The 25,536-nt window shown below is 65.2% G+C and carries 7 protein-coding genes; 3 read left to right on the plus strand and 4 right to left on the minus strand.

Features of this window, described 5'->3' with window-relative positions; translation table 11 throughout:
* A partial coding sequence (locus IFO71_RS09040) for a transposase (protein WP_192029309.1) occupies positions 1-387 on the minus strand: 387 nt, incomplete at its 3' end.
* 146 nt (positions 388-533) lie between these two features.
* A complete protein-coding gene (locus tag IFO71_RS09045; protein ID WP_192029310.1) occupies positions 534-1,400 on the minus strand; it encodes a hypothetical protein in 867 nt (288 codons plus the stop codon).
* Positions 1,401-1,439: 39 nt separating this feature from the next.
* On the opposite strand from IFO71_RS09045, the gene IFO71_RS09050 reads away from it, so the two are divergent.
* Positions 1,440-1,760, plus strand: a complete 321-nt coding sequence (locus IFO71_RS09050) for a hypothetical protein (protein WP_192029311.1) — start codon at positions 1,440-1,442, stop codon at positions 1,758-1,760.
* A 272-nt stretch (positions 1,761-2,032) separates the two neighbouring features.
* On the opposite strand, the gene IFO71_RS09055 is transcribed toward IFO71_RS09050, so the two are convergent.
* Positions 2,033-2,818, minus strand: a complete 786-nt coding sequence (locus tag IFO71_RS09055; protein WP_192029312.1) for a 4'-phosphopantetheinyl transferase family protein — start codon at positions 2,816-2,818, stop codon at positions 2,033-2,035.
* Positions 2,819-2,929: 111 nt separating this feature from the next.
* On the minus strand, positions 2,930-3,706 hold the full coding sequence (locus IFO71_RS09060) for a metallophosphoesterase family protein (RefSeq protein ID WP_192029313.1): 777 nt from the start codon (positions 3,704-3,706) through the stop codon (positions 2,930-2,932).
* 1,127 nt (positions 3,707-4,833) lie between these two features.
* On the opposite strand from IFO71_RS09060, the gene IFO71_RS09065 reads away from it, so the two are divergent.
* Together IFO71_RS09065 and IFO71_RS09070 are read left to right on the plus strand one after the other, a co-directional pair.
* The gene (locus tag IFO71_RS09065) at positions 4,834-15,873 is read left to right on the plus strand and encodes a beta-ketoacyl synthase N-terminal-like domain-containing protein (RefSeq protein WP_225444515.1); all 11,040 of its coding nucleotides are present in this window, start codon (positions 4,834-4,836) and stop codon (positions 15,871-15,873) included.
* Positions 15,870-25,529, plus strand: a complete 9,660-nt coding sequence (locus IFO71_RS09070; protein WP_192029315.1) for an SDR family NAD(P)-dependent oxidoreductase — start codon at positions 15,870-15,872, stop codon at positions 25,527-25,529. The genes IFO71_RS09065 and IFO71_RS09070 overlap by 4 nt, the downstream gene beginning before the upstream one ends.
* Positions 25,530-25,536: the final 7 nt, after the last annotated feature.

Below are 25,536 nucleotides of genomic sequence, written 5' to 3' on the forward strand. Positions count from 1 at the left end.
ATTGAACAGTGCCACCACCGCATCGTGCTCAATCAGGCGCTCGCGGTTCTTGCTGAACACGGTAGGGACCCACACCGCATCGTCCATGGACAGGCCAATGAACCAACGGAACAGCAGGTTGTAATGGGTCTGCTCCATCAGCTGACGCTCAGAGCGCACGCTGTAGAAGATCTGCAGCAGCATTGCTCGCAGCAATTTCTCCGGCGCAATGCTGGGCCGTCCGCCCCGGCGATCCTCGGCGTACATGCGTTGAAACAGGCTGTCGAGTCGAGCCAACGCCCGATTCACACGCTCGCGAATCGGCCGCAACGGGTGGTCCTTGGGAACGAAGTCGTCCAGCTTACGGACCGTGAACAACTGCTCCATGAAGACATCGGCTCCGCGCATCGGGCTTCCTTGCCAGCGGTGTATCTGAAGGATGAGACAAGTTTACGATGCGAGGAGGTATTTCAGCAGCCTGTTAGGCGACAACTATCTTGACGCGGCGCGGTCTTGAAGGCACAACAGACAGGTTAGGGGATTTGCAATTGATGCTATGACCTGGTGGCTTTTGAGTGTGACGTACCAGCTGCTTCTGCCTGGCCGCCGCCGCTTCTTGCCGCCATTTCGGGTCTTCGGGTTGGCCGCTTTCGTTTCTGGCGTGTGCTGCTATTGGGAGTTTGCATCAGTCCGCGCGTATCGGTGACCTGGTGAATGACTTCGCTGTAGTGATCCAGCCTTCGGTTCAGGCACTTGACGTGTTGTGGCGGCACGGCGATGACATTCTGCACCGCCCAGTTGGGGTTGATTTCGACCCGACGAACACGTTTGCCGGAGGGCTGAAACAGCCAGATGCAACTGCGATGAATATCGATGGCAGCGTACAGGCCATTTTCCAGGTGCAGGACGTTTTGCAGCCATTCGTCCAGGCCGGCTCGACTGCTGCTCGGTGGGCAGGCGTCCATGGACACCACTCGATTCACTTCGAATGATTCGTCAAGGAAGATGGCTCGTCCGCGTCGGGTGTCGGTGACCAGATACTGGTGTTGCCAGCCCGGCTCGAAGCCGTGTGGGCTGAGTAGTCCGTTGAGCACTTCGCGTGATTCGCCCTGGCGATTCACCAGCAAAGCACTGCCGTGGTGAAACAGCGTGACCAGAAAACTCTGGTCATCACGGTAGCGAGCGTTGTTCAGATGGGCGGCCGTGAGCCCGGTGGGCAGGCCGAATCCACGCCAGGCGTCGGGGTTGTCGACTACCACGCAATGTGGGTCGCTGTCGAAGCGCGCCTGGCCGCCGCGGTTGATCCTGATTCCCGCGGGCGAGATGTTGTAGCCGTGTTCCCAGGCGTTCCATGCCATGGTCAGCTCGCAGCGTTCGATGTCGAATTCAAGCACGGTGTCGAATCCGGTGGACACCACCAACAGCCGCGATCCGTCGGGCGAAAAGTACACGGAGTGCAGTTGAGCAAACCATGGGTTGCGATACACGTGCGTGGTGTGCTCACAGGCGTCGTAAATGCGAACTTCATCGCCAGCCGCGACGGCGAGTCGCATTTCACGCCGGTCCAGGCCAAATGGCTCGCGAATCTGCATTTTCTCCGAATGCCCATTGCGCAGCGCCTGCTGGACCAACAAGCCGTCACGGTAGGGGCGGAGTGTGCGCCCTCCCAAGACTTTGAGCGATCGCCCGCCGCACAAGCGCTTGCGCATGATTCGATTCAAGGCGCGCTGTTGCTGGTGCTTTACCGTGAAGACCAGATCCAGGTGGTTGCCAAGAGTTGAATCGTTTGTGTAGTCGGCCAAGGATTCGCAGTGCGTAACGGCGGCGAGCTTGCGAACAGTATTGAGCACGTTTCGCAGCTGCCCAACGTGTGGTAGTTGATTGGCATTGAGTATGCGCTTTAGCATGCAGCGTCGCCCCCTCCGAACGACTCGCACCGCACCGCAATTCTTGCCGGTTTGGCGTGCTATGAGTGAATTCAAAACATCGCGTTGAGTTACGAGTCAACGATGGTGCTTTGTTTCCTTTCGAACAGAATGGCTGAACCTGCGGTTCAAACAGCCGACAAGCAGCGAGATGTGCGCACGGGAACTGGGTCCATGGCTACGGGCTCAGCTGTGCCTGGCGCTGTCCTCATCATTTTCAAACGGGGAGGAATGCGGCTGATCCTCTCTACGCAGAGCGACAGCAGATACTCAGGAAAGGGATTCATGCTCCAGAACAACCAGCGGGTTGGGTCGTCTGACAGTTCGGCGTGAACTTGCATATCCAGAGATCGCTGGCAGGGAAAGCTGAACCAGAACTGGTCCAAAGGAATGGATAGCCCCATGCCCCGCGCCTTGATGTACGACTCTTTCAGAGTCCAATACTCGTAGAACTGCCTCTGCTGCGCTTCGGGAGGAAGGCGGGCAAGTTGGTCGGCTTCGTCGGCAGCAAAAAAGTGACTGGCGATATCCAGCGGGGCCGGGCGCGACACGAAGTTCTCGACGTCTACACCAAGCTGGGTGTGTCGGGCGACGGCCAGGACGATCAGACTCTTGGTGTGCGAAAGGTTGAACTGCAACCAGTCCGCTCCCGGCAACCGGCTAGAAATTCTCGGCTGCCCGTAGGGGTTGTAGTCGAATCGCCATTCAGACGGCGGAAGGTCGGCGTAGCGCGACAACGTGGTGCGCAGCATGGCGCGCGTCACCAGGTAGCGAATCTGGTCGTTCTCGAAACGAAAGCGGCCGATCTGTTGACGTTCGTCCTCGGTGAGCAGGCTGCGATATGCCAATAGTGTGGCCGGGTCGAACTGAGTGTAGTGCCACGTCCAAAGATGCACGTCGTTGTTGCCTAGCATTGGCTGGGTCCGAATGGGCCGGGCAAGCGGCCGAGCGCAGTTTGTGCCCGCCCTTGCTGCTGTTGCGCTATGGCCTTGCCCTTCCGACAGGCGGCGCGACGAATCTTCATCCTATGCTTCCGATTCCTGCGCGACGGAGACCTCCAGCAATCCGCGAGTACCGAAGTGGTGCTCGTGAGGATAGCCAAACGCATTGTTTATATAGGTGATGCCATCGATGGTCTTCTGGCGATTGATGTGTGTATGCCCGTAGACATGGGTTCGGGCCCCGAGTTGGCGCAGCTCTGAATCAATGCGAGTGGCGCCGAGCACCGGGTAGAGCTTGCGTTGCGCTTGCGGTATCCATGCCGGCATCAGGTCGAGTCTAGGCATGAAGTGTGAAAAAGTGACGACGTGCTGCACGTCGGCCGGTACCTGAGTCGGGTTGAGAGCGCTGAAATGGCGACTGACCTCAGGTTCGGTCATGCCATTGGGCCAGCGGCAGGCTATGAAGTCCATCCAGGCACGTCTCAGCATGTCGCAAGGGAAGCCGAAGGAAAAGTCATACCAGCCGAGCAGGGGCACGATCATTAGATCGTCATGCCGCAATGGCTGCATGGACGCGCCGGCCTCGGTGGCCGCCCCGGCGACCAGTTCAAACTTGTCCAGCGAGTGCTGCTGTGGCGTATCGCGTACTACCCAGAGTTCATGATTGCCCGGCACAAACAGGGTGTTGCGAAAGCGTGCCGAAAGTTCGCGCAGGCACCATCGCAATACTGGCAAGCGGTCGCTGATATCGCCTGCAACCATCAAAGTGTCATCTCGATAGTCCGACCGTGACAGTGCGCCAACCCATTTGGCGTTGTCGTCGTAGTCGACATGAATGTCGGAGATGGCAAAGAGTCGCATGTGCTGCGTTGAGCCGGGTGCCGATGGGATGACAACATTCTTGTCAGGGTGGTGGGCGAATTACAACCTTGTCGTCAAAACCATCGGTTTGATCGTGTTTGCGGTCAAACGGTTAGTTCGAGTTGGTCGCTGTGGTCATCGCGATGGCGTGTTCTGCGACGGTCGGGATGTCGATGGGGTGTCGGCGTTCTCACCAGAGTGAGTGCCGTAAAGCTGCATGGCGGGAAGAACTATCGGTTTGATCGTGTTTGCATCCAAACGACTGGTTTCGCTTGTTACCGCATAGTCAGTACGAAGAAATGTGCACGCAGCTAAGTCCTTTCGCCGAAACAGTTTGCTATTCGGCGCCTTTAGCCAAGCGCTGTTTCGTGTTGCAGTCCTTGAGAAGTTTGCGTAATGATGAATTGCGCTTCGGGGGAAGTGTGTTGCCATCGAACTGCTTGTTTTGCTGTGATTTAGGCTAAACAGCATGTGATGAGCCTCGCAGTAGTCACTCAGCTGTCTACGAAAAAGCTGGTCGTTCCGACAACACGGCCGGCGGGGCAGATTGCGATGCGGTAACGCAACAATCCCGATGTGTTCTTGCAGATGTCACGCCTTCGTCATGGCTAGCCGGCACTCTTGCGGCGCTTTCGGTGCGGGACACGATGTATTCGTTGGGGGATTGAATGCGGGTCGAATGTGCGGGATCGTGGGGCAGGAAGGCAATAAGATCATCAGCTTGGGTAGCACATAGCCGATTCGCTGACTGCCTGCAACGGCAGGCGGAGTAGCAGCGATGATTGCGGTTCCGCGGCAAGGTGCCGGAGCTTGTCTGAAGTCTCTGTTCAGTGACATGTCAAGAACGGTTGCCGACTCCACCTCGCCTGTTGGCGAGCTCAGGGGCAACCGTTTGTGGGTGCTGAGCCTCCTCAAGCGAATGTTTGAGAGATTTGGCGCCGTGCCGAAGCCGTTGGCTCTCGAACACGTCGATGTTCACGAACCCGCCGGATGCGAAAGCCGGCGTGCATCCGCGGTGCAGCGTCTGCTGAGGAATGCGCTGCTCGCTGCTGGAATGAAGTCTTCGCGCGTGTTGTGGTGGTCGACGTTCAAGGACCACAACGGGCAGGGATTCCGTTGTGCGCCGAATGCGTCCCCGAGGGTTCGCGCAGTGGGCGGCTATGTCTGAGAAAGAACTGCCGTCTGCGCATCTTTCCGGCTCTTGCCTCGAAGCAGCCCGCCTGCCCGCCGATGCCGAGCGCCTGGCCACCGCTATCGTGGCGGCCCAGATGCGAGGGCTGTTCGCCGATGCGCAGGGCGAATACGTGCCGACCGAACGCAACGACATGCTGCGCCCCGCGCACCGCCGCTGGCTGGATGCCAATCTGCGTCATTTCGAGGCGCGCCGGCTGGTCGCCATCAATCAGCAAACAGGGCATTGCCGTTTTCTCGTCGACGAGGCTATGGATGCGCTGTGGTCGCGCTGGGACGCGGCGAAGCCGGGCTGGTGCGAAAACGCCAACCACCGCGCCTATCTCAGCCTGATTGAAGCCTGCCTGCGCGGGCTGCCCGATATCTTGACCGGGGCGCTGCCCGCCACCGACGTGCTGTTCCCCGATTCGTCCATGCGTCTGGTCGAGGGCATTTACAAGCACAACCTGATCGCCGATCACTTCAATCGGGTGCTCGGCGAAAACCTGCGTGCGGAATTCGCCGCGCGGGCCGCGGGCGGCGAACGCGGCCTGCGTCTGCTCGAGATCGGTGCCGGCACCGGCGGCACCACCACGGGGCTGCTGCCGATGCTGCGCGGTTTCGGCGATCTAGTTGACGAGTATTGCTACACCGACCTGTCCAAGGCCTTTCTGCTGCATGCGCAGGAGGTCTACAAGCCAGAGTTTCCGGCGCTGCGCACCGCGATTTTCGATGTGGGCAAGCCGCTTGCGCTGCAGCCGATCGAGGGCAACCGCTACGACGCGGTGATCGCCACCAACGTGCTGCACGCCACCTCGAATATGCGCGAGACGCTACGCAACGCCAAGGCCTTGTTGAAGCGCGGCGGCATGCTGCTAGTCAATGAGCTCAGCGAGTGGTCGTGGCAGACGCATTTCACTTTCGGCCTGCTTGACGGCTGGTGGCTGTACGAGGACGAGAAGCTCCGGTTGCCTGACTGCCCGTGCCTGTCCCCGGCGCAGTGGAAATCGCTGTTAAAGGCCGAGCGCTTTCTCGATATCCGCTTCCCGGCTCAGGCCGATCACGGACTGGGTCAGTTGATCCTGACGGCGAAGAGCGACGGCGTGGTGCGTCAGCGCCTAATCCCGCCGGACGCGGCTGTCAGGACGGTTGTGCCTGCCCCTGTGCCGATGGCGCCGCAGCCGGCGACGACAATGGCGACGACAACGACCGACGATGCCGCACTGCGCGCTGCCTGCGCGCTGCTGTTCCGGGAGATGATCGCGGGCGTGCTGCGGATGGGCGTGGGCGAGATCGAAACCCACAAGCCGCTCGAACACTACGGCCTGGACAGCATTCTCGTCGTCCAGCTGACCACGCAGTTCCGCAAGTTGTTCCACAGCGTACGCAGCACGCTGTTCTTCGAAGTGAAGAGCATCGACGGCTTGGTGCAGCACTTCTTCGCCAACGATCGCGCCGCTGTGATGTCGGCGCTCGATGCGCGCGGTGGGACAGCGGCAGCCGTTTCGCCTGCAGACAGTGTGCCGGCTGCGTCGCTCCCTGCGGCGGCAACGGCAACGGCTACGACGGACGATGCGGCGCTGCGCGCTGCCTGCGCGCTGCTGTTCCGGGAGATCGTCGCGGGCGTGCTGCGAATGGAGGTGGGCGAGATCGAAACCCACAAGCCGCTGGAACACTACGGGCTGGACAGCATTTTAGTTGTCCAGCTGACCACGCAGTTCCGCAAGCTTTTTCCGGCCACGCGCAGCACGCTGTTCTTTGAAGTTAAGAGCATCAACGGCCTGGTCGCCCATTTTCTGGAACTCGATCGGGCAAGGGTCGCGCAGGCGACGTGCGTGCACGCGACTGCAGTTTCATCGACGCAGGTGCCGGTGCCGGTGCCGGTGCCGGCCGCGCGCGCGGCGAGTAAAGCGCTGGACCGCTCCGGCCGCCGACGGCTGGCGCGGCGCAGCGATGCGCCAGCCGCACTGCCGATGCAGCCCGCCGCCGAAGCAGCGCCTTGGGTCGACGCGCCCGCTGCGCGTTTCGATGTCGCCATCATCGGCGTCAGCGGCCGCTATCCGCAGGCGCCCGATCTCGACGCGTTCTGGGACAACCTGGCGTCCGGGCGCAGTTGCGCCAGCGAAGTGCCCGCCGACCGTTGGCGCTGGCAGGACTATCACGATGCCGAAAAAGGCAAGGCCGGCAAAAGCTACACGCGCTGGGGCGGATTCCTCGACGACATCGACAAGTTCGATCCGCTGTTCTTCCGTATCGCGCCGAAGGAAGCGAAGAAGATCGATCCGCAGGAACGCCTGTTCCTGGAGACCAGCTATCACGCAATCGAGGACAGCGGCTACACGCCGGCGACGCTGGCTTCGGCTGGCAAGGTCGGCGTGTTTGTCGGGGTAATGAATTCGCGCTACACCGCGCAGCCGTTGTTCTATTCGATCGCCAACCGGGTCTCGTTCCTGTTCGATTTCTCCGGCCCTTCGCTTGCGGTGGACAGCGCCTGCTCTTCATCGCTGACCGCGATCCATCTCGCGTTGGACAGCCTGTACAGCGGCATGTGCGAGGCCGCGATCGCCGGCGGCGTTAGCTTGATCGTCGATCCGCAGCACATGCTGGAACTCTCCGCGCTTGGGATGCTGTCGGAAGGGGCCCAGTGCCGCGCCTTTGGCCGCAACGCCGACGGCTTTGTCGATGCCGAAGGCGTCGGTGCGGTGGTGCTCAAGCCGCTGGACCAGGCCCTGCGCGACGGCGACCACATTTACGCGGTGATCAAGGGCAGCGCGCTGAACACCGGCGGCCGCACCCATGGCTACACGGTGCCCAACCCGGCCGCGCAGGCGGAGGTGGTTGCGTCCGCCTTGGCTCGTGCCAACATCGATTCCGCCGACGTGAGCTACATCGAGGCCCATGGCACCGGCACCGCGCTCGGCGATCCGATCGAAGTCGCCGGCTTGACCAAGGCTTTCCGCGCCAGCCGCCGCGCGCCGGCGAAGGCGGGTGCTGAGCGCCAGCACTGCGCCATCGGCTCGTTGAAATCCAATATCGGCCATTGCGAGTCGGCCGCCGGCATCGCCGCGCTGACCAAGGTGTTGCTGCAGTTCCGGCATGGGCAACTGGTGCCGACCCTGCATGCAGAAGAAGTCAACGACGAGATCGATTTCTCGAGCACGCCGTTCCACCTGCAGCGCAGCCTGGCGCCCTGGCGCCGGCCGGTGCTGAGCGAAGCGGGCGCGGCTCGCGAAGTGCCACGCATCGCCGGCATCTCGTCGTTCGGCGCCGGCGGAGCCAACGCGCATGTGGTGTTGCACGAGCCACCCTCGGCACCGCACAGCGGCGGCCACAACGAAAGTGCCTGTTTGGTGCCCTTGTCGGCACGCACGACCGAGCAGTTGCAGCGGAAAGTCGAGCGCCTGATCGTTTTCCTGCAACGCAACGCTGACACCGCCCTGCGCGACATCGCCTACACCTTGCAGGTTGGACGCGAGGCGATGGACGAACGCATCGCCTTTGTCGCGATGTCGTTGGATGAGCTGCGCGCTCAGTTGCAGGCGGCACACGTCGGCTCGGAGCCGCATCGCGGCAGTGTGCGCAAGCACAAGGAGTTCCTCGCTGCGTGCAAGGCCGATCCCGCATTTGCCGCACGCCGGGACGGCTGGCTGGCTCGGCGGGATCTGGCGCAGATCGCCGAGCACTGGGTCAAGGGTGTCGAGATCGACTGGCCGCAGTTGCATACCGGAGCGTGCCGCAGACGCATCCCGCTGCCGACTTATCCCTTCGCACGCGAGCGTCACTGGATCGAGCCGCAACGCGCGCTGGGCGATGCCCGCAAGGCTGCGGCGAGCCATCCGCTGCTGCAGCGAAACACCTCGACCTTGCGCGGCCCGGCCTACTGCGTCGTCTTGAAGGGCGATGAGCGTTTCCTGCTGCAAGATGCCGCCGGCCGACGGCGCTTGCCGGCGCTGCTGTGCCTGGAAATGGCGCGTGCGGCGATCGCCGCGGCCTATCCCGAGCAGGTCGCCGCCCACGAATTGCGCCTCGAGGACGTGGTCGTCGACGACAGCATCCAGGTCGACGAAGGTTGCGAGCTGCATATCGCGCTGTTGCCCGACAGCCACGATGCGCTGGGCTTCGAAATCTACCTGGTTCGAGACGGGCTTGAGCGCGTGCATTGCCAGGGACATGCGTTGTTCGTGGCGCCGGACGCAGAGCGCGCGCGCGCAGACGTGGCGGCTCTGGGCGCGCGCCTTGCGCAGGGTGTGCCGGCCAGTATCGTGCGCGAGCGGATGGCGACGCGTGGTGCGCAGGCGCTATCCGCGCAGCGCCTCGCGCGCACCGATCGCGAACTTGTAGTCGAACTCGCCGCCGAAACAGCCGGCACCGAGCCGTGGACGCTGCCACTTTCATCGGTGCCATTCGCCGCGGCCTGGCTGCTGGATGAACTCGGGCAGACGCCTGCCGCGCCGTCCGATGTGTCGTTGCGCGCGGTGCAGACAGTTCGGTTGTGGTCCGGCGAGCGTCCAGCGTATTTGGTGCTCCACCAGCGGGACGATCATTCCGGTCGCTGCGACTTCGCGCTGTACGACGCGCAAGGCAATCCCTGCCTCCGTGCGGACGGTGTCGATCTGGCGTGGGCGGGCGCATTCGGCGACGAGCCCGCACCAGAGTCGGCACAAAGCGCGGTCATGCACGGCGGGGTAATCCAAAGCACGGCAAGCCAAGTCGCCGCGGGAGGCAAGGCTGAGGAAACCGTCGCGCCGATGCCGGCCTTGTCCGCGACCGGCACGCGTATCGTCTTTCTGCCGACTGCGACGATTGCGTCCTCTGCGAGAGTGCAGGCGCGCAGCGGCCCGGTCACCGCCAAGCCCAATGCCATGCGATTGCGCGCCATCGAAGAGATCGATGCCGTGCCGGCACTGCGTCCCACGAACACACCCAGGATCGCGTTGCTGTCGCCGAACGCGAATCAAGTGGCAGAGCTCGGCGCGGATGTGGCTGCGGATGCGCTGCCCAAGTGCGTCGAACTGCGCGGGCACGGCAGCGGCGTGTTCTCCATCGTCCTGCCGCAACCCGAACTGGATCGCGCGCTCATCGCCCAGTTGCTGCTGGCGCTGGAACATCTGCGCCCGCGCGAGGACGCCCAGCTAGTGCTGCTGGTCAGCCCCGAGGCCGAGGCCCTGCACGGCAGTCCCGAGGCACTCGACGACGCCATCACGGCCGGGCTGTATCGCGCCGTGGTCGAGTTCCCGCTGCCGACCGTCGCGGTGCTGGGCGGCGGCGCCGACGGCCCCGGCTTCCTGCTCGGCGCGCTCTGTGATTTCATGGTCTGCGCGCGCGAATCGCGCTACGGCTTTTCTGATCCGCGGTGCGCAGCGCAGCCCACGGCGGCGGAGGCCGCATTGCTGGCGGCCCGCTTCGGCGATGCCTGGACGGAAGATCTGATCTGCGTCAGCGGCGCTCTGAGCGGGCGTGAGCTGGCGCAGAAGGGATGGACTGTTCCTGTCGTCGCGCGCGGCGACACGATGGCTGCGGCCTTGTCGCTGGCCGAGCGTATCGCGACCAAGCCGCGGGAATCGCTGCGCCTGCTGAAGAGGCACATGGTCGCCCCGCTGCAGGATTGCGTAGCCCACCTCGGCGCCCACGATCGTCCGAGCGCGGACGCATCCGATGCACTGCCATCGTCCGCGACGGTGCCCGTCGAACTGCCGCAGCCGCGACCGGGCATTGCACTTGAGTATCTGTCCGATTCGACGATTTCGGTGCGCTTGTCTGGCGCGGGCGACGACAGCACCGCGGCCACGGTGTTGCGCGATCTGCGCGCGACGCTGACCGAGCTGGAACAGCTCGCCGGCGGAGCTTCGATCGTGCTGTGCAGCAATCTCGACGGCTTCCTGCCTGCCATCGCCGAGGCCGACGAAGCGCGGCGTGTCGATGCCGAGCTGGCGGCGCTTCAGCAGGTACTGTGCGAGTACCCGTCGCCGGTCGTGGTCGCGTTCGAAGGCGATGCCGATGGCGCTGGCTGGCTGCTGGGATTGAGCGCGGATGCCTGCGTCCACGCCGAACACGCGCGTTATTCGACCGAGGCGCTGTGGCGTCACCCGTCGCTGCTGCAGCGGGCGGCCGTGCTGTTCGACCACCGCCTCGGCGCCAATCGCGCCAAACGTTGTCTGTTCGGGCCGGCGGCGGTCACTGGGGCCGAGCTGGTCTCCGCGGCGGCGGTCGTGGCCGGCGATGCGGCCGACGTGCTGGCGCGTGCAGCGGCGCTGGCGGCTGGGTTTCCGCTGCGTGCAGCCGAAATGCGCACGCGTCGCCGTGCCGCCGCATTGGCCCGGCTTGCAGACATTGCGGTTTCCGATGTGGCCGTCGCTGATGCCGGCCCGCGCGCGGCACGGCGGCCGATGCCCGAATTTCCCGCCATCGAGACCGAACGTCGCGGCAACGGCGTGTTGATCGTGCGCATGGTCGATCGCGAGGCAAAGAACATGTTCTCGCCGGCACTGGTCCGCGGGCTGGAAGAGGTGTTCGCTCACATCGAAGCGTCGGCTGATGACTACCGCGTGGTCGTGCTATGCGGTTACGACACCTATTTCTCTTGTGGCGGCACTCGCGACAGTCTGCTGGCGATCCAGCAGGGCAGGGCCCAGTTCACCGACACCAAGATCTACCAGTTGCCGATGAGCTGCCGCGTGCCGGTGATCGCCGCCATGCAGGGCCACGCGATCGGCGGCGGCTGGGCCCTGGGCATGTTCGCCGACCTGTGTGTGTTCAGCGCCGAAAGCCGCTACATCAGCCCGTACATGCAGTACGGCTTCACGCCGGGCGCCGGCTCGACGCAGATCTTCCCGGCCACGCTTGGCGCCGATCTCGCCCGCGAGACCCTGTTTACCGCCGTCGAGCACAGCGGCAGCGAGCTACTCGCGAAAGGATTGCCGCATGCCTGCGTCCCGCGCGTCGACGTGCTGCCCCACGCGCTGGCGCTGGCCGACGCGATCGCGGCACGGGCGCCCGCCGACGTGCGTGCGCTGAAGCGATACTTCGCCGATCCCGGCCTTGCTGTGGTCGAAGACACCTACGCCCGCGAGCTGGCCCTGCACGCGCAGAGCTTCGTCGGCAAGGCGCACGCCCTGCAGGGTGTGATGCAGCATTTCCACACCGATGAAGACACCGCCGCAGTGCCGGCCGTGACTACACAGGCCGTTGCAGCGCTGCCAGAGATTGCGCTGCCCGACATCGCCCATGCCCTGAGGAGCCTGCTCGCGACTGAGCTGCAAATGGACGCGGACGAGATCGACGAGGACACCCAGTTCGTCGACCTTGGCCTCGATTCGATCACCGGGGTGACCTGGGTGCGCAAGATCAATGCCGCCTACGGCACCCGGATCGAGGCGACCAAGGTCTACAGCCATCCGACCCTGCGCCAGTTCACCGATTTCATCGTCGAACGCGTTGCGCAGCGCGGCGACGCGGGAACGCAGCCTGTCGCCATTGCCGCCAGGCCGGCGCGGCACGCCGCGCAATTCGCCGTTCAACCTGCCGCTGAACATGTGGCTTCGCCGGCTGTATTGCCGATACCGACGACATCTGTGGCCAGCGCGCCGGTCGCGCCGGTCGCAGCGGATGCCGCTGCCGTGGAGGCGAAACTCTCTCTTGCGCTGCGGCACACGCTGGCGCAGGAACTGCACATGCCCGAAGAAGAGATCGACGCGCACCGGCAGTTCGTCGACCTGGGCCTCGATTCGATCACCGGCGTGACCTGGGTGCGCAGGATCAATGCCGCCTACGGCACCCGCATTGAAGCGACCAAGGTCTACAGCCATCCGACCCTGGCCGAGTTCGCGCGCTTTCTGGCTGGCCTGCTGCCGTCGCGTCCCGTCGCGTCGCCGTCTTCGTCGGTGCCGGCGTCGGCGGAACCCGTCGTTATGCAATCGGATGTCGGGCCGCGCGCTGAGCCCCTGCGCCCGGCCGCGCCGGCGGCCCGCACCCTGGTGTCGTGGCGCGGCAAGGCCGAGCTCCGCATCACTGGCATGCGCACGGGCAAGGGCACGGCTGCCGACGCCATCGCCATCATCGGTATCGCCGGCCAATTCCCGCACGCCGCCGATCTCGACGCCTTCTGGCGCAACATCGCCGGCGGTAAGGACTGCATCGATACCGTGCCGCCACAGCGCTGGGATATCGAACGCTACTTCAGCGAGGACATCTCGATTCCCGGCACCACCAACAGCCGCTGGATGGGCGTGCTGGAGGACTGCGACAAGTTCGATCCCTTGTTCTTCAACATTTCGCCGACCGAAGCCGAGAGCATGGACCCGCAGCAGCGGCTGATGCTGCAGAACTGCTGGCACGCGATCGAGAACGCCGCGATCGACCCGCGCAGCCTGTCCGGCAGCCGCTGCGGCGTGTTCATCGGCTGCGGCGCGACCGACTACCACCAGCGGTCGCGCGAACACCAACTCAGCAGCCAGGGCTTTACCGGTGCGGCGATGTCGATCCTGGCCGCGCGCATCGCCTACTTTCTCAATCTGCAGGGGCCGTGCCTGTCGATCGACACCGCCTGCTCATCTTCACTGGTGGCAATCGCCAATGCCTGCGACAGCCTGCTCGCCCACAATTGCGACCTCGCGCTCGCTGGCGGCGTAGCGGTGATGGCGGGGCCGACGATGCACGTCAAAACCGGCCAATCGGGCATGCTGTCGGTCGACGGCCGCTGTTTTGCCTTCGATCATCGGGCGAACGGCTTTGTGCCCAGTGAAGGCGTGGGAACACTGATGCTGAAGCGCCTGGCCGACGCCGAGCGTGACGGCGACATCGTCCACGCGGTGATCCGCGGCTGGGGCGTCAACCAGGATGGCAAGACCAATGGCATCACCGCGCCGAACCCGGTGTCGCAGACGCGCCTGATGCGCGCCGTGTACGACCGCTTCGGGATCGATCCGCAAGACATCCAGCTGATCGAAGCGCATGGCACCGGCACCAAGCTGGGCGATCCGATCGAGGTGGAAGGTCTCACCCAGGCGTTCCGCCATTACACCGAGAAAACCGGCTACTGCGCATTGGGCTCGGTGAAGGGCAACATCGGCCACGCGCTGTACGCGGCCGGCGTCGCCGGCGCGCTGAAACTGGTGCTGGCGCTGAAGCATCGCCAACTGCCGCCGGCGGCGAGCTTCGAGCGGCTCAATCCGCACATCGATCTATCCGACAGCCCGTTCGTGGTCTACACCGCACTGCAACCCTGGCCGGAGAACGCGAAGGGCGGACGTTCGGCCGTGGTCAGCTCGTTCGGGTTCAGCGGCACCAATGCGCATCTGGTGCTGGACGCGGCGCCGACCCGCGATACGCGCCGTGCTACTGAACATCACGTTAGCTCCGCAGGTCCGGCGCTGATTCCGCTGTCGGCCAGAACCACCGAGCAACTGCGACAGCGCGCGCGATTGCTGGCCGACCTGCTGGCGAATCGATTTGTGGCGCGCAACGCCGACAACGCGCCGGCCACGCCGTCGCTGCACGACATCGCCTACACGCTGCAGGTAGGCAGAGAAGCGATGGAGGAGCGCTGCGCCTTGGTCGCGCACTCGCTGGGCGAACTCGAAACGCGGCTGCGTGCGTTTGCCGCAGGCCAGAAACTCGCGGATATGCACCTCGGCAGCAGCCTGTCGCGTGCCGGCAAACTGGCCTTCATCGGTCAGGATGCCGAGCTGAAGAAGGTGCTGATCGATACCTGCCTGCGCGAGGGGAAATTCGCCAAGCTCGCTGAGTTGTGGGTCGATGGCGTCGAGCTTGATTGGGCGAAACTTTATCCGGCCGACGCTGGCCGTGCGCCGCGACGCGTCGAGTTGCCGCTGTATCCGTTCGCCCGCGAGCGCTACTGGCTGGAACAAGATAGCGCAGCAGTGGCGCAGAGCGCAGGCGCAGCGGCGACGATCCATCCGCTGCTGCAGGTCAACGCGTCGACCCTGCACCGGCAGCGCTACCGGTCGATCTTCGACGGCCGCGAGACCTTCCTGCGCGACCACCGCGTGCGTCTCGGCGAGGGCAGGGTCGAGCACGTGCTGCCTGGTGTCGCGTATCTGGAAATGGCGGTGGCGGCGATCGCCGATGCGCTGCCGGATGTCTTCGCCGATGCCGCCTCGACCACATCGCACGGCCGATTGATGCTGCGTGATGTGGTCTGGTGGCGGCCGATCGTGGTTGACGGGCCGGCGAATGTCGAGATCGAACTCGGCGTTGAGGAGGACGGTCTGATCGCATTCGAGATCGCCAGCGGTTCGGGCGATGCGCGTGTTCTGCATTGCCAGGGCGAAGCATGCTTAGTCGATGCGGCTGACCAGGACATGACGGACGCCGAGTTGTTGGCACAGCGCGGCGAATGTTGGAGCGGCGAGGAGATCTACGCCGCCTTCACCCGAATGGGACTGCATTACGGCCCCGCACACCGCGGCATCCGCTCGATTTCGCGGGTCGGCGGCAAACTGATCGCCGACGTCTCGCTCCCCGCCATCGACGGCGACGCCTACCGCATGCCACCCGGAATCATGGACTCCGCACTGCAGGCCTGCATTGGCTTCCTGCCCTCGCTGCAGGCCCTGCCGCAGGCACCGTCGGTGCCGTTCTCGCTGCAGTCCTTGACCTTGCACGCTGCCTGTCCGTCGGACGTGGTGGTGGTGTTGACGCCGGTGAGCAGCCACGACGAAGGCGGCAATGCGGTCGTGGAGAGCTGCGATGTCGCCATATTCGATACCGAGGGTGCGCTTTGCGTCGACATCCGTGGTTTTGGTTGGCGGCCGGTGGGCGGCGACAAGGTCGCAACGCCGGATCACGCACGGACACTAAGTGAGGCGGGCATGGTGGACGCCAGCGTTAAGTGCCACGCGGCCTCGGTGCACCTGGCGCCCACCGATGAAGCCGGTACGGAGATGTTCGACGAACGCTTCTATCGGGAGCTGCTGGACAGCGTTTCCAGAAAGGACATGTCTGCCGAAGATGCGGTTGAACTCGGGTTGCCCTCATGAAGGATTCCTTGCTGACCATCTATCGGGAGGTCGCCGAAGGCCGTCTCGCCCAGGCCGAAGCGCTGGTGCGAATCAAGGCTCTGAAACGACAGGCGTCCGATGCCGCGCAGGGTGTTGTGCTGGCGACACCCGAATGGGGCTTCGCAGCGGCGGCCTCAGTCCAGGCACAACCGGTTGACAGGATTTTCCTCTGGGGCGTCGATCCGGCAGTGGCCGCGACCTTGAAGAAGGCGCGTGCAGACACGCAAATCGAAGCGTTCGTGCCCCCGGCGGACGTCACCGCTGCGGACGGAAGCTTCACCGATGCCGCGCTGCAGGGGCTTTCGGCGATCCAGTCGATGCTGGCGGGCGGGCGGGCTATTCGCGCGCTGGTATTGGTTGCCGATGAGACGGTCGCTTGCGGCTTCGATGCCATGTTCAGGACGGCAATGGAGGAAACGCCGGCCCTGTTTGCACGCGTGATCAGGGTGCCAAGCGATGTCGATGCCGCCGAGCTGGAGCAGATCGTGCGTGACGAATCCTGCACCGATTCGCCGCGCGGCGCGGCGGTTCGCCATGTGCGTGAGGCCGGCAGCCTGCGCCGCGAAGTGCTGCGTTGGCGCGTGCTGGGACAGCATCCCGAAGGCCAGACGCAGAGCGCAGCGCCAGTGGCATTCAAGGAAGGCGGCTGCTATCTGATCACTGGCGGTGCCGGCGGCATCGGCCTGCAGTTCGCGCGCGAGATCGTCGCTCAGTGCCGCTCCGCGCGCATCCTGCTGGCGGGACGCTCGACGCTCACGCCCGAAGGGCGCCGCAGCCTGGATGCGTTGGCGACCCCGCGCCACCGGATCGACTACGTCGAGCTCGACGTGGCCGATCGCAACGCGGTCGACACCCTGGTGGCTCAGTTGCGGACCGAGGGCCAGCCGCTGCACGGCATCCTGCACTGCGCCGGCATCCTTAACGACGGGTTCATCCTGCGCAAAACGCCGTCAACGTTTGCCTCGGTGCTGGCGCCGAAGGTCGCCGGTCTCGTCAATCTCGATCTGGCGACGCGCGACATGCCGCTGGATTTCATCCTGCTGTGTTCGTCTTTCGCCGCCTGCTGGGGCATCGTCGGTCAGGTCGATTACGCCGCCGCCAATGCCTTCATGGACGCATTCGCCGAGCAGCGCAACCGTCTCGCAGCACGCGGCGAACGCCAAGGCCGCTCGCTGTCGGCGAACTGGCCGCTGTGGCAGGACGGCGGGATGCGCATGGACGCCGCCACCCACGAGCGGCTGCACAACCACACCGGCATGCGTCCGCTGTCGACCGCTTCTGCGATGCGCGCGATGTACCGTGGTTTCGAGCTTTCCGCCGAGCGTCTGCTGGTGATGGAAGGCGAGCTTTCGGCGATGCGGGCACTGCTCGCTGCGACCGATTCGCTGGCCCACTCAGCGACGCGTTCCACCAGCCAGTCCAAGACCAGTTCCGCAACGGCATCCGCGGTTGAAGCTGCGTACGCGACCGCGCCTCAGGAACAGGAAACGGCCGTGGCCTCCGCGTCGAGCATGGACGACGTTCTGCGCGAGAAAGCGCTGGATTACCTCTGTCGGCAGCTCTCCCAGGTGCTGAAGATTCCCGCCGCCCGGCTGCGGCCGCAGGCGCCGCTGGAGCAGTACGGCATCGATTCGATCCTGGCGATGAAGCTGGTGACCCACCTCGAAACGATCTTCGGCAGGCTGCCGAAAACGCTGGCGTTTGAATACCAGACCATCGCCCAGCTCAACGAGTACTTCTGCACGGCGCATGCGCAGCGCCTGATCGCTCTGTTGTCGCCGCCCGTGCCCGCCGTGGTCGTGCCATCCAGAACCGATCCGTCCGCGAAAAGCCCATTCGAGTTGGGCCCTGCCGCATCGGCCACCCGATCGTTGCTGCCCGGCAAGCGCAAGGCGCCTCCCGCGTTCGACGCCATGCAGTCGCAGCCGGCGGCACGAATCACTGACGCAGCAAACGCGGACGCCGTCGTAGCGATGACAGGCATCGATAGTCCAGTCATCGACGATGAATCGATGTGTGGTGTGGCGCGTCACCACGAAAGCATTGCCATCGTCGGCATCAGCGGCCGCTATCCGGATGCCTGGGATCTGGACCACTACTGGCGCAACCTGTCGCAGGGTGTGGACTGCATCCGCGAAATCCCCGCCGATCGCTGGCGCTGGCAGGACCACTATCGTCATCCCGAAGACGGCGACGCGCCGGTCACCGGACAGCACAGCAGCCGCTGGGGCGGATTCATCGACGGCGCCTACGAATTTGATCCGCGCTTTTTCAGCATCACGCCGAGAGATGCCGAACAGATCGACCCGCAAGAGCGACTATTCCTGCAGCACGCCTGGATGGCGATCGAGGATGCGGGCTATACCCGCGCCGCGCTGCAGGCCTGCCGCGGCGGCCAAGTGGGCGTGTATGCCGGAGTGATGTACGGCGAATACAACCGCTCGGGCAGCCTGGCCAGCATCGCCAACCGGGTGTCCTACGTTTTCGACCTGCACGGGCCGAGCATGACGCTGGACACCATGTGCTCGTCGTCGCTGACCGCGATCCATCTCGCCTGCCAGGATCTGAAGCAGGGTCGCACCGACATGGCCTTGGCCGGCGGCGTCAATCTCAGCCTGCATCCGGGCAAGTATGCGATGCTCAGCGCCGGCCAATTCATTTCCAGCGACGGCCACTGCCAGAGCTTCGGCGAAGGTGGCGACGGCTACATTCCGGGCGAAGGCGTGGGCGTGGTGGTGCTGAAGCGTCTGTCCGACGCCCTGCGCGACGGCGATGCCATCCATGCGGTGATCCGCGGCAGCGCGCTGAATCACGGCGGCAAGACCAATGGCTACACGGTGCCCAATCCGCAGGCACAGGCCGCGGTGATCTCGGCAGCGCTGAAGGATGCCGGCGTCGATGCGCGGCAGATCAGCTATATCGAAGCGCACGGTACCGGTACCAAGCTCGGCGATCCGATCGAGATCGCGGCCCTTAGCAAGGCGTTCCGCGAACACACTGCAGACGCGGGTTTCTGCCTGATCGGGTCGGCGAAGTCGAACATCGGTCACTGCGAATCGGCGGCCGGAATCGCCGGGCTGACCAAGGTCATCCTGCAGATGCGGCATCGTCAGATCGTGCCCTCGCTGCATTCGCAGCGATTGAATCCCAACATCGATTTCGCCAGCACGCCGTTCGAGGTCAACCAGCGCCTGCGGCCGTGGAATGCGCCGGTGATCGACGGCAGGGAAGCACCGCTGATTGCGGGTATTTCCTCGTTCGGTGCCGGCGGCGGCAACGCCCATCTGATCGTCGAAGCCTATGCCGGCGCTTCCCGGAATGAACACTCCGTTTCGACGGGGCCCTGTGCGGTGCTGCTGTCGGCGCGCAGCCTGGCGCAGCTGCGGCAGAAGGCGGCGGCACTGAAGGTGTTCGTCGAAGCCAATGCCGACATCGACCTGCGCGACCTGGCCTACACCCTGCAGCTTGGGCGCGAGGCGATGGACGAGCGCCTGGCCATGCGGGTGGATTCGCGCGCCGACCTGATCGACAAGCTCGCCGCCTTCCTCGCCGACGAGTCGCCCGAGGACGGCGCGCTCGCCGACGACCTCTACTACGCGCAGTCGCGCCGCCACCGCGAGAGCATCGCGCTGTTCAGCGACGACCGAGATCTCCAGGCCAGCGTCGATGGCTGGTTCGTTGCCGGCAAGCTGTCGCGGCTGCTCGATATCTGGAGTAAAGGTCTCAACCTCGACTGGTCGAAGCTGCACAACGCACCGTTGCCGCGGCGCATGCACCTCCCTGTGTATCCGTTCGCGCGCGAACGCTACCGGCGTGAGGAATCCATGGACGCGCCGGTCGGCGCCGGGGCGGCGCAGGCGATCCATTCGCCACTGCATTCGCTCGTTCACCGCAACGCGTCCAAGCCAGGGCAGCAGCGCTACATCAGTCATTTCCGCGCCGACGATCCGCGGATCACCGGTCTCAGAGCCCAGGGGCGCGTGATCCTTGCGCGCGGTCTGCAGCTCGAAGCGGCCCGGGCCGCGCTGGTGGACGGGCTGGACACACCTGCGCAGGACCCGTTCGAACCGGGCAGGGCCTGGGTGTTGCGCGACGTGCGATTCGGTGCGCCGCGGTCGATGCCCGAGGCGATCGAGCTGGAGATCGCGGTGCTGCCGCCGGGCCATGGGCTACGTCCCGAACCTCAGGTAGCGGCGTTCGAACTGTCTGCGCCCGCCGATGGCCATGTGTTGTGCCAAGGCCTGCTTGATACCAGCGCCGAGTCGGCCGCGCCCATGCTCGACATCTCCGCGCTGTCGCGTGCTGCCTCGATGCTGTTTGCCGACCGTGCCGCGCTGATCGAAGCGCAGCGCGCGATTGGACTTGAAGCCGACGCGCCTTATGCGGTCGTCGCGTCGGTCCAGCGCGCCGCGGATGGACTGTGGCTGACGTTTGAACCGGCCGATGCAGCGAACACCGTGTTCGCGGACTGCGCGATCGACCCGTCCGCCGTCGATGCGGCGATGCTCGCCGCACACTGGCTGACTCCCTCGCCGGATATCCTGCATCTGCCTGCAAGCTTCGCCGAGATGCGCGTGCATGCTGCGCGCGGTCGCCCGCGTTACGCATGGATCCGTCGGCACGCCGCAACGCGGCGCAACGATGCCCCGTGCGTCGATGTGTCCCTGTGTGGTGACGACGGTGCCGTGCTCATCGAAATCACCGCGCTGACCTTGCTGCCCGCCGTGGCGCTTGCCGCGCCTCGTAGTGAACCCACCGCGCCTGCTGCGGCGGCGGTGGCCGCCGCGGCCCCGCAGCTTGCGCCGCAGCCGATGCTGCGCGAGCGCATGCCGGATCGCCGGTTCGAAGGCCGCGCATCGCAGCAGGACCATGCGGTGCACGTCGACGTGCAGTCAGGGTCGTTCGCCGCCAGGCTGCAAAAACCCGGCGCGATCGCGCTGCCATCGACCGCGCAGATCGTGGCCGGCGCGGCGGCCACGCTGGACAAACCCTCGCTGTCGCTTTCAATGCAGGGCGCTGCGCTGCGGGTAAATGGCGATGATCAGGCGCACAGCGAAAAGACCTCGGCTGCATCGGTACTGCTGCGCGATCGCGGCGACGGCATCTTTGCGCTGCGTTTGCCTGCGCCTGAAGATGCCTTGAATTCCGCACTGGTCGATGCGCTGCGACCGGCCCTGACGCATGCGGCCGCGCTGCCCTCACTGAAGGCGCTGCTGATTGAAAGCGATGAGCGCGTCTTTCTGGGTGACGTCGAGGCGGCGCTCGATCACGAGGCCACGCACGCGCTGCTGCGCGAGCTGGCCGCGTTTCCTGCGCCAACGCTGGCCCTGCTCAGCGGCGCGGCGCTCAACACCGGCTTCCAACTCGCCTGTGCCTGCGACCTCGTCATCGCGGTCGACGACCAGGACTACGGTTTCGCCACAGCGCAATCAGGATCGACGGCCGCCGATGCCGCCACGCAGCGCGACTGGCTTGCGGCGCGCTTCGGCCAACCGCTGGCATCGCAGTTGGCAAACCGCGACGGTCCGCTCAGCGGCCGCGAACTGCAGGCGGCCGGGTGGGGCGCGGTGGTGGTGTCGCGCAGCGAGTTCGACGCCACGGTGGAAAAGTACTGCAGCCAGCTCGCCGACAAATCCGCCGACGCGCTGCGGCTGCTGAAACAACACTTGGCTCGCGAGTTCGCTGCCGGCTTTGCCGCGGCCGCATCCGCCAGCGACGCGCTGCTGCAGGAACTCGCGGACAGCAGCTCGGCCGAGAGCGGCGCGAAGATTGACGCTCAATCGACCGACAACGCTATCGAAACCGGTACGCTGACCCTGGCCTCGTCGGTGATCCAGGCCAGCGTCGATGCCGACGGCGTCGTGCTGGTGCGTCTTGAAGACCGCGACGCGCGCAACATGTTCTCCGATGCGCTGATCGCCGGGCTGCAGGAAGTATTCGAGCGCATCGACGCTTCGCTGGCGTGCAAGGTTGTCGTGCTCACCGGCTACGACAGCTATTTTGCTTCCGGCGGCACCCGCGACGGCCTGAAGGCGATCCAGCAGGGCAAGGTACGCTTTACCGACCAGGACGTGTTCCAACTGCCGATGCGCTGCCCGCTGCCGGTGATTGCGGCGATGCAGGGCCACGGCATCGGCGCCGGCTGGACCCTCGGGCTGTTCTGCGACAGCGTGCTTTTCAGCGAGGAAAGCCGCTACCTCAGCCCGTACATGAACTTCGGGTTCACGCCCGGCGCCGGAGCCACCGGCATCCTGCCGCTCCGGCTGGGTTTTGATCTGGCCCGCGACAGCCTGTTCACCGGGCGCGAGATCACCGGCGCGGAACTGGCGCGGCGCAATCCGTCGTTGACCGTGTTGCCGCGCGATCGCGTGCTGGACGAAGCGCTGGCCCTGGCGCGCAGCATTGCCGGGCACGCGCGCGCCGATCTGCTGGCCTGGAAGGCCGCGCGCATGGCGCCGCAGTTCGAAGCCTGGCAGGCGCTGTTCACGCGCGAAGTCGCGATGCACGAAACCACCCTGGTGGGGCAGGCCGACGCGCTGCAGCGCATCGAACAGCGCTTCGCGCCGTCGCAGACCGAACCAGAGGCAGCCGCATTAGAGGCAGCGGTAGGCGCTGCGTCGCGTCGCCCGCCCGCCGCCATGGCTGCTCTACCGAACGATGTCCTGCCGATCATCCGCCGCCTGCTGGCCGAAGAACTGCGCGTGGATGAAGCCGAGATCGAGGCGCTCACGCCCTTCGTCGAATTGGGCCTGGATTCGATCTCCAGCGTCACCTGGATCGGTCGGATCAACGCGCACTTCGGCCTGGCGATCGAAGCGACCAAGGTCTACAGCTATCCGAACCTGCATACGTTCGCCAAGCACATCGGCGAACAGCTCGCGACCGATGCGCAGTCCGGCCAGACTGCCGATGCGGCCGTCGCCAGCACCGCGGAGGCGCCGACGACCTCGCAGGCCGCCAAGCCACAGCGCGGGTCTGCGTCCTTATCAACGTCCGTGTCATCCGCGGTGAGCATCGACCTTGGTGCCGTGCGTCGCACGCTGATCGATCTGCTGGCGCAGGAGCTGCGGCAGACGCCCGATAGCATCGATGCCAATGGCAGTTTCGTCGACCTGGGTCTCGACTCGATTTCCGGTGTCACCTGGGTACGCGCGATCAACCAGCGCTACGACACCTCCATCGAGGCGACCCGCGTCTACACTTACCCAACCGTCGAACAGTTCGCGCGCCTGGTGTGCGACACGCTCGCGCAGCGGGTCGCAGCGGACGCACCGGTCGCCGCCGGCCCGCATGCCACGGCGCCCGCTGCGACGGCGCAACCCGCAGCGGACAGCGCCGCCATCGAACCGTTCGCACCGTCCGCCTGGCCGGTGCTGGTGTCCTGGCGCAGTGCAGACCTGACCGCGGTCGCGGCGCCAGCGCCAGCGGCCGCAATCGGCATGCACCCCACCGAGATCGCGGTGATCGGCATGGCCGGTCGCTTCCCGATGGCGAAGGATGTCGACAGCTTCTGGGACAACATCGTCAACGGTCGCAACTGCATCAGTGAAATTCCGCCTTCGCGCTGGGATACCCGCGACTACTACGTCGAAGGGCAGCCCGGGCTCGGCCAGAGCAATTCGAAGTGGATGGGCGTGCTGGAAGGGCACGACCGCTTCGATCCGCTGTTCTTCGGCCTGTCGCCGTTGGAAGCCGAAGCCATGGATCCGCAGCAGCGCCTCTTCCTGCAGTGCTGCTGGCATGGCATGGAGAACGCCGGCTACACCGCGGAACGTTTGTCCGGCAGCCGGTGCGGCGTGTTCGTCGGCTGCGCCTATGGCGACTACAACCTGCTCTCGCGCGAACTGCAGGTTAGCGCACTCGGGTTCACCGGCGTCGCCGCCTCGATCCTCGCGGCGCGGGTGTCGTACTTCATGAACCTGCAGGGGCCGTGCGTGTCGATCGACACCGCATGCTCATCGTCCCTGGTGGCGATCGCCTCGGCCTGCGACAGCCTGGTCAGCGGCGCATCGGACATCGCGCTCGCTGGCGGGGTGTACGTGATGGCCAATGCCGACATGTTCCTGAAGACCGCGAGTGCGGGCATGCTCTCGCCGGACGGACGCTGCTACACCTTCGATCAGCGCGCGAACGGGTTCGTACCAGGCGAAGGCGTCGGCGTGGTCATGCTCAAGCGCCTGGCCGACGCCGAACGCGACGGCGACACCATCCTCGGCGTGGTGCGCGGCTGGGGCGTGAACCAGGACGGCCGCACCAATGGCATCACCGCGCCGAATGCGGAATCGCAGCAGCGTCTGATGCGCGACGTCTACGACCGCTTCGGCATCGATCCCGGCCGCATCGAACTGGTCGAAGCGCACGGTACTGGCACCAAGCTGGGTGACCCGATCGAAATCGACGGGTTGAAGTCGGCGTTCTTGCAAGCGACCCAGCCGGCGACCGACCGCCGGCAGTACTGCGCGATCGGCTCGGTGAAGACCAACATCGGCCATTGCCTGACCGCCGCCGGCGTGTCCGGCTTCATCAAGCTGCTGCTGGCGCTGAAGCACCGCACGCTGCCGCCCAGCGCCAACTTCGAGACGCCGAACGAGCACATCGATCTCGACGCCAGCCCGTTCTTCGTCAACACGGTTGCCCGTGACTGGACTTCGCCCGACGGCATAGCGCGTCACGCTGCGATCAGCAGCTTCGGCTTCAGCGGCACCAATGCCCACCTGGTGCTGGCCGAACACCAACCGACCACGCCGCTGTCGACTGTTGCCGTCGCGTCGACGATGGCGCCGGATGCCGGCTGCGTCGTGCCGCTGTCGGCGCGCACGCCCGAGCAACTGCTGCGCAAGGCGCAGGATCTACGCGACCTGCTGCAGTCTGGTGCCGCCAGCGATCTGGCCGCGCTGGCCTACAGCCTGCAGTGCCATCGCGACCCGATGGACGAACGACTGGGCTTCGTGGCGCACAGCGTGCCGGACATCATCGACACCTTGGGCGCCTACATCGACGCCACAGCGGCGAACCGGCCGCTGCCGCCTGGCGTGTTCGCCGCGCATGTGCGGCAGGGCCGCGAAGGCGTGCGTCTGCTCAACGAAGACGCCGGCATGTCGGCCCTGGTGATCGACAAGTGCATCGCCGACGGCAATGCACTGAAGCTGTGCGAACTGTGGGTTAAGGGTCTGGCGCTGGACTGGCGCCGGCTGTACGGCGCGCGCAGGCCGCCGAGGGTCGCCCTGCCGCCGTATCCGTTTGCCGATGACGCCTACTGGGTCGTCCCGAGTGAAAGCCTTGCTGCGCCAACGCCGGGCCGCGCTGCCGCTGAGGCTCGGCATCTGCATCCGCTGCTGCAGCAGCAAATCGCTGATCTGAGCGCGCAGGGCTACCGGCCGGCGGCCCATGCACAGGACGCGGACAGCGTGCGGCGGACCGAGCGGATCCATCTGCCGACCTACGCCTTCGCACGCATGCATTGCTGGCTTCCGTCGGAGGAGAAGCCGGGTGCGGCCAACGGTGCGGCCACGGCCGCGCCGCCGCCCGACGGGTACCTGAACAACCTGGACATCATCGCCGGGCTGTTCGCGGAACTGGAGGAGGAAACGATGAGCGCCGCGGAAGTGGCGGCGCGGGTGAAGCAATTGGCTTGAGGCGGAT

The organism is Pseudomarimonas arenosa (genome assembly GCF_014841215.1).
GTDB lineage: Bacteria > Pseudomonadota > Gammaproteobacteria > Xanthomonadales > Xanthomonadaceae > Pseudomarimonas > Pseudomarimonas arenosa.

What these genes read in the sequence shown, in the direction of transcription:
- IFO71_RS09055 (WP_192029312.1), bottom strand. Translation starts at nt 2,818, where the DNA reads ATGCTAGGCAACAACGACGTGCATCTTTGGACGTGGCACTACACTCAG.
- IFO71_RS09060 (WP_192029313.1), bottom strand. Translation starts at nt 3,706, where the DNA reads ATGCGACTCTTTGCCATCTCCGACATTCATGTCGACTACGACGACAAC.
- IFO71_RS09065 (WP_225444515.1), top strand. Translation starts at nt 4,834, where the DNA reads ATGCGTCCCCGAGGGTTCGCGCAGTGGGCGGCTATGTCTGAGAAAGAA.
- IFO71_RS09070 (WP_192029315.1), top strand. Translation starts at nt 15,870, where the DNA reads ATGAAGGATTCCTTGCTGACCATCTATCGGGAGGTCGCCGAAGGCCGT.